This window comes from Gracilimonas sp. BCB1, assembly GCF_040117685.2.
Classification (GTDB): domain Bacteria; phylum Bacteroidota; class Rhodothermia; order Balneolales; family Balneolaceae; genus Gracilimonas.
The window spans coordinates 106,169-120,051 of record NZ_JBEDYP020000009.1 but is presented as its reverse complement, the minus strand read 5'-3'; the positions used below and the strand labels follow the sequence as shown (position 1 = coordinate 120,051).

The window sequence follows — 13,883 nt, the reverse complement described above, 5'->3', positions numbered from 1 at the left end:
GATGAATAAATTGATATCACTTAATCACCATATCAACAGACAAGAATATTAAATCAAACAAATAAAACTCAGATTTTAGACCAATGGGAAAAATCATAGGAATTGACTTAGGAACTACCAATTCGTGCGTAGCCGTAATGGAAGGCAACGAGCCGGTTGTGATTCAGAACAGTGAGGGTGGGCGAACTACTCCTTCTGTTGTTGCTTTCACAAAAGACGGCGAGCGCCTGGTTGGAGCTCCTGCAAAACGTCAGGCCATCACAAACCCGGATAAGACCGTTGCTTCCGTAAAACGCTTTATGGGACGCATGTTCGACGAGGTTAAGGATGAGACCAAGCAGGTTAACTACAAAATTGTAAAAGGCGATGACAACACGGCACGTGTTGAAATTGAAGATCGCAAGTATGCGCCTCAGGAAATCTCAGCAATGGTACTGCAAAAAATGAAGCAGACTGCTGAAGAGTATCTGGGCGAAAAAGTTACTGAAGCTGTAATCACAGTTCCTGCTTACTTCAACGATGCGCAGCGTAAGGCAACACAGGAAGCCGGAAAAATTGCCGGACTGGAAGTTAAACGAATTATAAACGAGCCAACCGCAGCTTCTCTGGCTTATGGTTTGGATAAGAAAGATGATGACCAAACTATCGTAGTGTATGATCTCGGTGGCGGTACTTTTGATGTGTCTATCCTGGAATTAGGTGACGGTGTATTTGAAGTGAAGTCAACCAATGGTGATACTCACCTTGGTGGCGACGATTTTGATCAGCGTATCATCGATTTCCTGGCCGATGAGTTTAAAAAGGATGAAGGTATAGACCTTCGAAAAGATCCAATGGCTATGCAGCGGTTGAAAGATGCTGCTGAGAAAGCTAAAGTTGAACTCTCAAGCTCTCAGAAAACCAACATCAACCTGCCATTTGTGACGGCTACAGACTCAGGTCCAAAACACCTGAACATTGACCTGAGCCGAGCCAAGTTTGAGCAGCTGGCTGATGATCTGATTAAGCGCTCTATCGACCCTTGCAAAAAGGCTTTGGACGATGCCGGCTTTACCAAGAACGATATCGACCAGGTAATTCTGGTGGGTGGTTCAACCCGGATTCCAAAAATTCAGGAAGCCGTTAAAGAATTCTTTGGTAAAGACCCAAGCAAAGGCGTGAATCCTGACGAAGTAGTAGCAGTTGGTGCTGCTATTCAGGGCGGTGTAATGTCTGGTGATGTGGAAGACGTTGTACTTCTGGACGTGACTCCTCTTACCCTTGGAATTGAGACTCTGGGAGGAGTTATGACACCACTAATCGAAGCAAACAGCACGATCCCAACCAGCAAGTCACAAACATTCTCTACCGCTGCGGCTAATCAGTCGAGTGTAGAAATTCATGTGTTGCAGGGTGAACGTGCCAAAGCTCAGGACAACCGAACGCTTGGTCGTTTCCACTTAGACGGAATTCCACCGGCGCCACGTGGTGTTCCGCAAATCGAGGTTTCCTTTGATATGGATGCCAACGGTGTGCTTAACATTAAGGCGCAAGACAAAGGAACCGGTAAAGAACAAAGTATTCGAATCGAATCTTCTTCAGGATTGTCTGACGAGGAAATCGAAAAAATGAAAAAAGCTGCCGAAGAACACGCTGAAGAAGACAAGAAGATTAAAGAGCGTGTTGAGAAGTTGAACGAGGCTGACAGCCTGGTATTCTCTACCCGCAAGCAGCTTGATGAATACGGCGACAAGATCTCCGATGACAACAAGAAAGCCATCGAAGATGCTCTTGAGACTCTTGAGAAAGCACACAAAGAAGAAAATATGGACGAGATTGACTCAGCGATTGAAGCTGTAAATCAGGCTTGGTCCGGTGCTTCTGAAGAAATCTATAAAGCTACTCAGGAAGAAGCTGCTGCCGGTGGCGCAGCCGGAGCTGCAGGAGGACAAACTCCCGGCGCTGATGGTGCATCCGCTTCCGAAGAAGAATCTGATGAAGGCGATGACGCCGTAGATGCAGATTACGAAGTAGTTGACGATGAAGACAAGAAGTAAGTAACATATAGCTCACTTACTCGAAGACAGAACTAATCCCGTCGGGTTTTCCCGTCGGGATTTTTTTGTTTGTGGTAATGATGGTTTTGAATAGAAGAGGGAAGAAGCGGATGCGTTAGAGGATCAGAGGATAAAAATATTCTTCATCGGTGAAAATCAGCTCAATCCATGTCATCCATGTTCCATTCAAAAGTGTCTTTCATGCCCAACATTCCTATCTTTAAGACATGAATATTCTTGGAATTGAATCCTCTTGTGATGATACTTCGGCGGCGGTTTTAACGGCTGAAGGAATTAAGTCGAACGTGATTGCCTCTCAGTCTATCCACCTCAAATTTGGCGGGGTGGTGCCGGAGCTGGCCTCGCGGGCCCATCAAAAAACCATTACTCAAACGGTGAATCAGGCGCTGGAAGAAGCACGGGTTTCCCTGGATGAAATAGATGCTATTGCTGTAACCCAGGGCCCCGGATTGCTGGGCTCACTGTTAGTTGGAACCTGTTTTGCTAAAGGACTCTCCCTGTCACGAAATATCCCATTGATTGGGATTAACCATATGGATGCTCACATCTATGCCAATTTTATCGATCATAGCCCTGAGTTTCCATTAGTGGCGCTTACCGTATCGGGTGGGCATACACAGTTGGTTTATGTGCCGTCAGCCTTTGAGCACGAGATTATCGGGCAGACACGGGATGATGCTGCCGGGGAAGCCTTCGATAAAATCGGCAAGCTGCTGGGACTTCCCTATCCGGCCGGGCCTCATATGGATCGTCTAGCTAAAGATGGAAATCCTGAATTTCATAAATTTCCCCAGGCTTTGCTTCAGGAAGGGCTGGATTTCAGCTTCTCGGGGTTAAAAACCAGCGTGCTGTATTATCTTCAGGATAAAGAGGAGAGCTGGATTCAGGAGCATATGAATGATATTTGCGCCAGCGTTTCTTTTGCTATTGCTGAAGTGTTAGTGAAAAAATTGAAACGAGCCATTAAGAAAACAGGAGTAAAGACGGTGTTGCTGGCAGGAGGGGTGTCAGCGAATTCAATGCTGAGAGAGAAATCAGAAAAGATGGCAAAAGACATAGGTGTAAAGCTGTTCTCCCCAAAAATCAGCTATTGTACCGACAACGCAGCCATGATTGCCATCACCGGAAAAATGAAAGCCGAAGCCGGGCAGTTTGATGATCTGGATATGGTGCCTTACGCTTCGCTTTAGGAATTAAGAATTCAAAATGAAAAATTTAAAATTGGGACATTCCCTATTTTAAATTTTGAATTTTTCATTTAGAATTTCTTTGATTCGGCTACTGCCAGTTGGTCGGCTCGTTCGTTTAGTTCGATTCCGGCGTGGCCTTTTACCTTCACCCATTTTACGGTGTGAGGCTTCATAGCTTCCAGCATATCCTGCCAGAGTTCCTTGTTTTCCACCGGTTTCTTGTCGGCTTTACGCCAGCCGCGTTTTTGCCAGCTGTCGATCCATCCCTGGGTAAAGGCGTTAATAATGAGGGCGCTGTCGCTGTGGATGATAACCGTGCAGGGTTTATTCAATGCATTTAAGGCTTCGGTTACGGCCTGCATCTCCATTCGGTTGTTGGTGGTTTGCGGGTCTCCTCCCGAAAGTTCTTTCTCTTTTCCATTCCAGATGAGGACGGCACCCCAACCTCCCGGGCCCGGGTTTCCACTACAGGCTCCATCGGTGTACACAATAACTTCCGGCTTATCAGACATATTTTTTGGTAATTGAATTCAATTTCTGTTTCATGGATTTTGCTTGTTCGGCAATATAATCAGGCCAATCGCCCTCATCCTTTCCGGCATAAATAATGCCCCGGCTTGAGTTGATCAGGGGAATTCCTGCATGACTACTAAGCGCTTTATCCAGCTCAGACACCGAACCTCCCTGTGCACCGATACCAGGAATAAGTAAGGCGCCTTCGGGGTGATATTTTAAAACAGACGAAGCTTCCTCTGCTTGCGTAGCTCCAATCACCATTCCTAAATGAGTATCAGAAAAGCGGGATTTTTTGGAAAGCTGATCCGCTATGTACTCCGACATGGATTCAAAGTTCTTATAAGGCTGCTTGAGGAAATCCGAAGCTCCGGAGTTTGAGGTCAGAGCCAGTACATACATACCCTTGGTTTCATCTTTGGAAAAGGCTTCCAGTGTTTCGAAACCCATCAATGGGTTTATGGTGATGGCATCCACATTAAACTCATCGAAGTACGCTTTTTTGTAATGATCGGCCGTGGAGCTGATATCACCTCGTTTAGCGTCAGCAATGATAATCTTATTATCGGGAATGTGTCTGATCACTTCCTCAAAAACGGACAGCCCGTTTTTACCCAGTGCTTCGAAAAAAGCCAGGTTGGGTTTAAAAGCAGCTGCATAATCCGCAGTATAGTCGATAACCAACTTACAGAAATAGCTAACCTGCTCTTCGGGCGATTCAAACTGCTGCTTAACAGGTTGAGGAAGAAGATCGAGGTTGGGATCAAGTCCCACACATAAAGTAGAGCCTGCTTCCTGTACCGAGGCTCTTAGTTTTTCTGTAAATGTCATGTTTTAAAATTTTTGCTGAAGATAACATTTCTGAAACCCAATTTTTCATTTGAAATGGCTGGAATCAGGATACACATAGAACCAAACTAAGGTTAAAAGATGTGGCTAATGATAGCCGTATCGAATTTAATCAACTTTTTTGTGCTTGCGTGTTTTAGTGGCGAAAACAGAAGTATGACTTGTATATACTTGTAAAACGATTGGGCTGGTTCGCTAAATTTTTTAGCTTCTTTCACTTCAAATTAATTAAGCCGAATACTATGGAAAAGCGCATGTTTGTAAATAAATGGATCAAATTTTTGTTCGCAGGATTGCTGGTAATTTCTCTGCCTCAGTTTTCTGCCGCTCAGGATGGGGAAGCGGAAGCAGACAGCACCGAAGAAGAAAAGAAGAATGACTTACCTCTGGAACCCGGTCGTGAGTTTTCTTTTAACCTGAATGAAGGTTCCTGGATAGCCCTTGATGTGAGTCCGGATGGCAAAACCATAGTATTTGATTACCTCGGTGATCTATATACCATCCCGGTGGAAGGTGGGGAAGCAACTCAGTTAACCGAAGGCATGCAGTTCGACAGCCAACCCCGGTTTAGCCCGGATGGGAAAAAGATTGCGTTTATTTCGGATGCTTCCGGTGGAGAAGGAGTGTGGATTTATGACTTAGAAACCGAGGAAAAAGAACAGTTGACCAAAGGCAAAGACAATGAATATCAGTCCCCCGAGTGGATGCCCGATGGCAAGTACGTGATTGCTTCCAAAGACGACCCCGGCAACCATAAAATCTGGATGTATCATATTGATGGTGGCTCAGGAGTGGCTTTGGCCGATGAGCCCGGCAACATGCGTATGCTGGAAGGAGCCTTCGGTGCAGATGAACGCTACATTTGGTTTTCCAGAAGATTTGGAACCTGGAACTACAATGCCAGTATGCCCCAATACCAAATAGCAACTTATGATCGGGAGACCGGTGATATTACCGTTCAGTCCAACCGTTACGGTTCTTCGTTCAGACCAACACTCTCCAGCGATGGCAAGTGGCTGGTGTATGGAACCCGCCATGATGAGTACACAGGATTGGTGAAAAGAGATCTGGAAACCGGAGACGAAAGCTGGCTGGCTTACCCGGTACAACATGATGACCAGGAATCGCGTGCTTCCCGTGACGTTCTGCCCGGGATGTCATTCACTCCGGATAACAAACATGTGATTGCTTCCTACGGTGGGAAAATCTGGAAACTGCCTATTGATGGAGGAGATGCCATTGAGATTCCGTTTTCAGTAAACTCAACCATAGAGTTAGGCCCTGAGCTGGATTTTGACTACCCGATTGAAGATACCCCTCAGTTTGAAATCACCCAAATTCGGGATGCTGTCCCTTCCCCGGATGGCCGTAAAATAGCTTTTACTGCATTGAATGAAATTTATACCATGGTGCTTCCGGATGGAGAGCCAAAGAAGTTGGTGGATTTGGATGAAACTCAGGCTCAGCCTGTATGGGCACCCGATGGAGAATGGATCGCTTTTGTGACCTGGACTCCGGAAACCGGAAAGGTGTACAAGGTGCGTCCGAATGGTCGCCGGCTTCAGCAGTTGAATAAAGAAGAAGGTGTATTTCAGGATCCCGTTTGGAATAACGATGGAAGCCGGATTGTGTTGATCAAAGGGCAGCCTCAGGATTTCCGAAACGCAACCCGAAGAACGGCTTTTCAGGGAACCAGTGATCTGATCTGGATTGATGCTGATGGCAGTGAAAACAATTTTATTACCTATACAAACGGTCGGGGAAATCCTCACTTCGTTAAAGGATCTGACCGGATTTACCTGTCGAGCTGGGGAGGCCTTTCCTCCATTCGCTGGGATGGGACAGATGAAAAAGAGCATTTGGAAGTGAGCAGAAGCGGCGGCGGAACGGCTTCCTGGATCAGGATGGCTCCCGAAGGAGATCAGGCGCTGGCTCAGGTCCGTAGCGACCTGTTTGTGGTGACTGTCCCCAAAGTAGGAGGGGAAGCCCCGGAAATCAGGGTGGGAGGTTCTTCCAGCCAGTTCCCAAGTAAACAACTTACCGATATCGGAGGGCAGTTCCCGGCATGGAGTTGGGACGCCAATCGTGTACACTGGTCGATAGGTAATGCACATGTGATTTATGATTTCGATGATGAGCAGGCTTATGAAGACAGTGTTAAAGCCGCCAAAGAATTGGAAGAGGAAAAGGCAGAAGATGAAAGTGAAGAAGCCGAGTCGGAAGAAGAATCTGATGAAGAAGGGGAAGAGAAGAAAGACGAAGGTTATCAGCCCAGGGAAATAGAGATTTCCGTAATGGCTGACCGTGATACCCCTGAAGGAGTTTTAGTACTTCGCGGAGTCCGACTCATTACCATGAATGGCGATGAAATTATTGAAAATGCCGATTTGGTTATTCAGGATAACCGGATTGTTGGGGTTGGTAATCAGGGTGAAGTTGATATCCCCGAAGGTGCTGAGATTATGGAAATGAATGGCAAAACCGTCATTCCCGGATTTGTTGATACACACGCTCATTTCCGTCATCCTGTGAACCTGCATAGGGGTGAGTTTTGGTCGTACCTGACAAATCTGGCCTATGGTGTTATCACCACGCGTGACCCGCAAACAGCAACTACTGATGTGCTCACCTATCAGGATTTAGTGCATGCCGGGAAGCTTTTAGGTCCCCGTGTTTACTCAACCGGTCCGGGTGTTTTCAGCAGTGAAGACATCAGTGATTTGGACCATGCACGAGATGTGTTAACCCGCTACAGCAAGTATTACGATACCAAAACCATCAAAATGTATGGGGCAGGAAACCGTGAGCAGCGACAGTGGATTATTCAGGCCGCTAAAGAGCAGGAGCTAATGCCAACCACGGAAGGTTCTCTCGACTTCAAGGAAAACCTGACACAGGTGATTGACGGTTATCCGGGCCATGAGCACTCTTTCCCCGTATTTCCACTATATAATGATGTGATCGATCTGGTTGCGTTTTCCAGAACGGTTTATACGCCTACCTTGCTGGTAGCTTATGGCGGACCATGGGCAGAGAATTATTTCTATGCTATCGAAAGGCCGCATGATGAACCGAAACTTCAGAGGTTTATGCCTCACCAGAACCTGGATGAGCGGACCCGCCGCCGAAATGCCGGTTGGTTTATGGAAGAAGAGCATGTATTTGAAGAGCTTTCTGTTTTTGTAAAAGACCTGGTGGAAGCGGGTGGACGTGCCGGAGTTGGAAGTCACGGACAGCTTCAGGGACTCGGTTATCACTGGGAATTATGGGCGATGGCTGCTGGTGGAATTTCCGAGCATGATATCCTCAAAGTAGCGACCATACAAGGAGCAGATGGTATCGGACTGGATCAGGATTTAGGGTCAATTGAAGAAGGAAAACTTGCTGACCTTGTAATTTTGAATAGCAATCCACTGGATGACATCAGAAATACGGCCGATATTTCACATATCATGAAAAACGGATATATGTATGAAGCAGAAACATTGAATGAAGTATTCCCAAATCAGAGGGAGCTCCCAACCTTCTGGTGGCAAAACAATGAGCCGGTTAACGTACCGGGAGTAGATCGTTAAAAGTATATTCGTTATTCGTTGAGCGGGTGAATAACGAATAACGATTAACTAATAAATAGTTAAGATTTATAGAACTGACTCTTTAAACACCTCTTCAAATCCGTGAGGAGGTCGGTCCAGAGTCCAGGTTTCGAAATAGAAGTGTCGTTCTGATCTGAATTTCTTCCCATTGATGCTGAAGAAGCGGAAGCAATCAGGCACTAGTTCTTGTAGCGGATAAAACATATCCGTGTACATGTTTTTCTTGGAAAATATGTGCAGGTCAAATCCGTCTTTAGCTTGCTCTTTGTACACAACAATATGCTCATCTTCGAGGGCTTCTTTCAACTCTTCCTTCAAATGACCCACATTGGAATTAATATCAATGTGCAGGCTTTGGATATCAATCTCTGTGGACTCCTTATCCGAAAGCACAAATACTTCCCCTAATTCAAGATCGGCAACTGCTTTCGAAATAGAATCAGTTCTTCCTTTTGCTGTGAAAACAATCTTGTCAGAAAATGCTTTTTCAAGGGCCTCTATCACTTTTTCATACCCGGAAATCATGTTCAGCCCAAATCGCTCCTGTGCCAGATCGGTTCCCGTTAAGTAGAGCTTTGAGTAGGTGGGGTCAGGCTTCATGAAATCTTCGAGGGAGGATTCCATCTCGTTTGATTTTTTGTTGGGTGTACGTTCGGCGAGTTTATCCAGCCGCTGATCGTGATGGAAAAAGAGTTTGAAGATGTCAGTCGAAGTGTTCATTGGTTAGGGAAATTTTCTTTTATAATTGAGTCATTCTGAGGCTTTGCCAAAGGATCTTCATGAGTCTGATAGTACATCATAATCGCTAAATGCTGTTGAAGATCCTTCCCCCAAATTTTCGGGATCAGGATGACTTGAGAGAACAAATTGATTGATTCAAATAACAAAAAAGCCCCGCTCATAATTTATGAGCGGGGCTTTAAAATACGTGCTTTCTAAGCTTAAATCATGGTTGCAATTACAAGCGCAACTACTGACATCAGCTTAAGCAGGATGTTCAGTGAAGGACCGGAAGTATCCTTGAAAGGATCACCAACCGTATCACCAACAACACCGGCTTTATGAGGCTCAGAGCCTTTTCCATATTCAACACCGTCGATGGTAACGCCTTCTTCAATCATCTTCTTGGCGTTATCCCAGGCACCACCGGCATTAGACTGGAACAGAGCCATAAGAACACCTGCAGAAGTAACACCTGCAAGAAGACCACCCAGCATTTCAGCTCCACCAATGAAGCCAAAAAGAACCGGTACAATTACAGCAAGAAGTCCGGGGGCAACCATCTCACGGATAGAAGCAGAGGTAGAAATCTCAACACATTTCTCGTATTCAGCTTTACCGTCTGCGGCTTCAAACATGGCGCGGTCTTCGTCAGACCAGTCGGCCAGTTTCTTGCCTTCGTTTCGGTTCATGGCTCCCAGTGCTTCTTTCAACTCAGGAATGTCAGCAAACTGGCGACGAACCTCTTCGATCATACTCATAGCTGCACGTCCTACCGCATTCATGGAAAGGGCAGAGAATAAGAATGGCAGCATAGCTCCCACAAAAAGAGAAGCCATTACAAACGGATTGGTAATATCAATTCCGGTAAGCTGAACTTCGTGCGTTGCATTATAGGCAGTAATGAAAGCTGCGAAAAGTGCAAGAGCAGTTAAGGCTGCAGAACCGATCGCAAATCCTTTACCAATAGCAGCAGTGGTGTTACCAACAGCATCAAGCTTATCGGTACGCTCACGTACTTCCGGCTCCAGCTCAGACATTTCAGCAATACCGCCCGCATTATCAGAAATTGGGCCGTAAGCATCTACCGCTAACTGAATTCCTGTATTTGCAAGCATACCAACAGCGGCAATCGCAATACCGTACAGTCCGGCAAAGTGGTAAGCTCCGATAATGGCACCGGCAATAATAAGGATTGGAATAGCTGTAGAAATCATACCAACACCTACACCGGCGATAATATTAGTAGCAGATCCGGTTAAAGACTGCTTTACAATAGACCAAACCGGCTTGGTTCCGGTTCCTGTATAATGTTCAGTAACAAAACCAATCAGCAGTCCGGAAGCCAATCCAAACAAGGTAGCAAGGAAAACGCCCATTGGAGTGTATTCAATTCCGTTGAAGGTCCATCCTGATGGCAGCATCCAGGTAATAATGAAATAGGATGCAACAACCATTACTACACCGGAAAGTAGTTCACCAATGTTCAAGGCTGTTTGTGGGTTTCCACCTTCTTTAACGCGAACAAAGAACGTCCCTAAAATGGAGGTAATGATTCCTGTTCCTGCAAGAACTAAAGGAAGCAGTACTGCTGAAAGTCCGTTGAAGTTGTCACTCCACTCGGGAATCGTCATAAAAGCGGCACCCAATACCATAGAACCAATAATAGATCCTACATAAGACTCAAAAAGGTCAGCGCCCATACCGGCAACGTCGCCTACGTTATCACCAACATTGTCGGCGATAGTAGCAGGGTTTAACGGGTGATCTTCAGGAATACCGGCTTCAACTTTACCTACAAGGTCGGCTCCAACATCAGCAGCTTTAGTGTAAATACCACCGCCAACACGTGCAAAAAGGGCGATCGAAGAAGCACCGAATGAAAATCCGGTTACAACAGCGAGTACTTTATTAACAGCGTTTGCACCTTCCAGGCCAAACAAGTTTCCGAAAAGAATAAACAATCCGCTGAGTCCAAGAACGCCAAGCCCAACTACGCCAAGTCCCATTACAGAACCACCGGCGAAAGCAACTTCAAGTCCTTTTGCAAGTCCTGTTCTGGCAGCATTCGTTGTTCGAACGTTAGCCTTAGTGGCCACTTTCATTCCAATGAAACCAGCCAGGCCGGAACAAAGAGCACCGATTACAAAAGAGATGGCAACCATCCAGCTGGAAGTGGTTGGGTCGGCACTAAAAGCAAGAATTACAGCTACAACAACTACAAAGATAGAAAGAACTTTGTATTCAGCTTTAAGGAAGGCCATGGCTCCGCTGGCAATATGCTTGCTGATGCGTTCCATTTTTTCGGTCCCGATATCTTGTTTAGATACCCAGGAAGATTTAAATGCAGTGTACAAAAGTGCGAGCACCCCTGCCACCGGTATTAGATAGACTAAAGTATGCATTGTTTCCCGTTACGTTAGTTTAAGTTCAATGTGCTGAAGATTTACTTCAGTCAACATTCATTAATTAAAGTTGTTCATAGTTTTTGCGATGCCTTCCCGCACAAAACAGAGGCAGGCATCATGGGCTTTTTGAATGCCCTCTTCTAAATATTTTTGGTCTGAATTGCTGAAAGGCGATAGTACAAAATCTACCTGCCGGCCTTTGGGGAAGTCATTGCCAATGCCAAAACGGAGTCGGGGAAACTCACGTGTTCCCAGCAACTCGATGATATTGGCAATCCCGTTATGACCGCCGGCGCTGCCTTGTGGTCTCAACCTTACGTCACCGACGTCAAGATTAAGGTCGTCATAAACAATAAGGCAGTCCTGCTTGTCTGTTTTATACTCAGAAAGTGCTTTTCGTACCGCGACTCCACTTTTATTCATATAAGTAGTTGGCTTAATTAACACCACCTTCCGCCCGCGATGCCTTCCTTCTGCAACCACAAAAGGCCCGTTTCCAGGCCTGAATGTGGTAGAAAGAGTTTCAGCTATCGCGTCAACAATTTCAAAACCGATGTTGTGACGTGTTCCTTCATATTCTTGCCCGATATTTCCTAATCCAACAATAAGGGACATATCAAGCAGGGATCACGTTACCGTTCTCGGGTATCAAATAAATGTTATTCTTCTGTTTTTTCTTCAGAAGAATCTTCTCCTTCCTCACCTTCAGGAGCTTCTTCACCTTCAGCAAGTTCTTCACCTTCGGCCACTTCGCCTTCAGCAACAACTTCTTCTTCAGCCTCGTCAGCAATACCTGCCACAAGATTTTCGAGGAAGTCGGCACCTTTCGGAGGACGAATGGTAACGATAGTTCTGCTGAGGTCATCCAAAGGAATAATACCTTCCAGGTCCAAATCAGAAATATGGAAAGACTGGCCGATTTCGAGTGGAGAAATATCCATTTCAAACTCTGCAGGAATGTCAGCAGGAAGAACGCGAATTCGCACAAAATTCATTGGTTTAAATACGCGACCACCGTTCTCAACAACCCCTTTCGCATTTCCTGTAATCTTGATAGGAACACGAAGTGTTACTTTCTGATCGTCAGCCAATACGTAAAAGTCGGCATGGATCGGACGGTCTGTAACCGGATCAAATTCCGTTCTTTTTAACAGGGTTTTGTAGGATTTTCCGTCAACAGTGAGTTCCTGAAGCTTGGTTTGAGGCTTTCTTAAAATCTTCTCTAATTCAAGCTCATCAATAGAAAAATGAACATTTTCCTCAACATCGGGACCATAGAGAACAGCCGGGACACGTAATTCTTCCCTGAGCGCTTTATTCGCCTTTTTGCTGGTTTCTCTGACCTTTCCTTCAAGTTTTACTAATTCTGGGTATGCCATAATGCGTTTACCTTAATCATTAATTATCAAACAGTGCACTGATAGTGTCGTTAGTGTGAATGCGTTGTATAGCTTCAGCAAAAATATTCGCAATGCTCAGCACTTTAATCTTATCCGAAGGCTGGCGAAGCTGAACGGTATCCGTTACCAACAACTCATCAATAGGCGAATCTTCGATTCGCTGAAATGCCGGACCCGACAAAATCGGGTGTGTACAAATTGCGACAATACTGAGCGCGCCTCGTTCTTTCAAAGCTGCTGCAGCATTCGTCAATGTTCCGGCCGTGTCGATCAAATCGTCGACGATTAACACATTCTTTCCTTCTACTTCCCCAATCAGATTCATGATTTCAGACTGGTTAGCCTTAGGCCTTCTCTTATCAATAAAAGCAAGCGTAGCACCTAATTTCTTGGAGTAGGCTCGGGCCATTTTAAGGCTGCCTACGTCAGGTGCTACCACTACCAGGTTATCGATAGGGTTGGAAGTAAAATGATCAATAAAAGCCCGGCTTGCATATAAATGGTCAAGCGGGATATCAAAAAATCCTTGTATCTGCGCTGCGTGCAAATCCATTGTCAAGATGCGATCGGCACCGGCTTTAACCAACAGGTTAGCCATTAATTTTGAACCTATTGAAACCCGGGGCTGATCTTTGCGATCCTGCCGGGCATATCCAAAATAGGGAATTACAGCGGTTACCCTTTTCACAGAAGCTCGTTTAGCAGCATCCAGCAATAACAAAAGTTCGATAATGTTATCACCTGGAGGGGGCGTAGATTGTATGACAAAAATATCTTCACCCCGAATACTTTGCTCGTACTTAACGTACTGCTCTCCGTCCGAAAATTTCTTAATGGTTACATCGCCAAGCGATGTGCCATATTCTTCAGCAATTGCTCTTGCCAAAGCCGGGTTACTTGTTCCGGAAAAAATCGCCAGAGGTGTGTCCACTTTGCGCGGGCTTTCAGTTCAGGTTAATACTGGGTGTTTACTCATGTAAACAACACCAAATAAACAAAAAGGATGGCTTAACAGTCATCCTTTAGCTAAATATGTTGCCCGGGGAGGATTCGAACCCCCACTGACTGGACCAAAACCAGCTGTCCTGCCATTAGACGACCGGGCAATTCATGTCGTTGACAGACTCCAAAGATAGAAATCACTTTAAAA

The 13,883-nt window shown here is 45.6% G+C and carries 10 protein-coding genes and 1 tRNA gene; 3 read left to right on the top strand and 8 right to left on the bottom strand.

The genetic code is table 11. The features are described 5' to 3' along the window. Positions 1-83: 83 nt before the first annotated feature. Positions 84-2,036, top strand: a complete 1,953-nt coding sequence (gene dnaK, locus ABFW99_RS04635; RefSeq protein WP_349355740.1) for a molecular chaperone DnaK — start codon at positions 84-86, stop codon at positions 2,034-2,036. Between the two features lie 227 nt (positions 2,037-2,263). Next, positions 2,264-3,247 carry a tRNA (adenosine(37)-N6)-threonylcarbamoyltransferase complex transferase subunit TsaD gene (gene tsaD / locus ABFW99_RS04630; protein WP_349355741.1) on the top strand — a complete coding sequence of 328 codons (984 nt, stop codon included), beginning with the start codon at positions 2,264-2,266 and terminating at the stop codon, positions 3,245-3,247. A 68-nt stretch (positions 3,248-3,315) separates the two neighbouring features. Here tsaD and rnhA read toward each other — a convergent pair whose 3' ends face one another. Both rnhA and pyrF read right to left on the bottom strand, forming a co-directional pair. Then, entirely contained in the window at positions 3,316-3,759 is a 444-nt protein-coding gene (rnhA, locus tag ABFW99_RS04625; RefSeq protein WP_349355742.1) for a ribonuclease HI, read from the bottom strand. Then, complete coding sequence (gene pyrF, locus ABFW99_RS04620; protein WP_349355743.1) at positions 3,752-4,591, bottom strand: orotidine-5'-phosphate decarboxylase; 840 nt, start codon at positions 4,589-4,591, stop codon at positions 3,752-3,754. Before pyrF ends, rnhA begins: the two co-directional genes overlap by 8 nt. A gap of 260 nt (positions 4,592-4,851) precedes the next feature. Here pyrF and ABFW99_RS04615 point away from each other — a divergent pair, with 260 nt between their 5' ends. Next, positions 4,852-8,184: an amidohydrolase family protein gene (locus ABFW99_RS04615; RefSeq protein ID WP_349355744.1), complete on the top strand. Its 3,333-nt coding sequence runs from the start codon at positions 4,852-4,854 to the stop codon at positions 8,182-8,184. A gap of 66 nt (positions 8,185-8,250) precedes the next feature. On the opposite strand, the gene ABFW99_RS04610 is transcribed toward ABFW99_RS04615, so the two are convergent. The 6 genes from ABFW99_RS04610 to ABFW99_RS04585 form a co-directional block, all read right to left on the bottom strand. Next, positions 8,251-8,925, bottom strand: a complete 675-nt coding sequence (locus ABFW99_RS04610; protein WP_349355745.1) for a hypothetical protein — start codon at positions 8,923-8,925, stop codon at positions 8,251-8,253. 221 nt (positions 8,926-9,146) lie between these two features. Next, complete coding sequence (locus tag ABFW99_RS04605) at positions 9,147-11,330, bottom strand: sodium-translocating pyrophosphatase (protein WP_349355746.1); 2,184 nt, start codon at positions 11,328-11,330, stop codon at positions 9,147-9,149. Between the two features lie 60 nt (positions 11,331-11,390). After that, complete coding sequence (gene pth / locus ABFW99_RS04600; protein WP_349355747.1) at positions 11,391-11,948, bottom strand: aminoacyl-tRNA hydrolase; 558 nt, start codon at positions 11,946-11,948, stop codon at positions 11,391-11,393. Between the two features lie 44 nt (positions 11,949-11,992). Next, a complete protein-coding gene (locus tag ABFW99_RS04595; RefSeq protein WP_349355748.1) occupies positions 11,993-12,712 on the bottom strand; it encodes a 50S ribosomal protein L25 in 720 nt (239 codons plus the stop codon). A gap of 19 nt (positions 12,713-12,731) precedes the next feature. Beyond that, on the bottom strand, positions 12,732-13,664 hold the full coding sequence (locus ABFW99_RS04590; protein WP_255133262.1) for a ribose-phosphate diphosphokinase: 933 nt from the start codon (positions 13,662-13,664) through the stop codon (positions 12,732-12,734). 104 nt (positions 13,665-13,768) lie between these two features. Next, positions 13,769-13,839 (bottom strand) — tRNA-Gln (locus tag ABFW99_RS04585). Between the last annotated feature and the right edge of the window lie 44 nt (positions 13,840-13,883).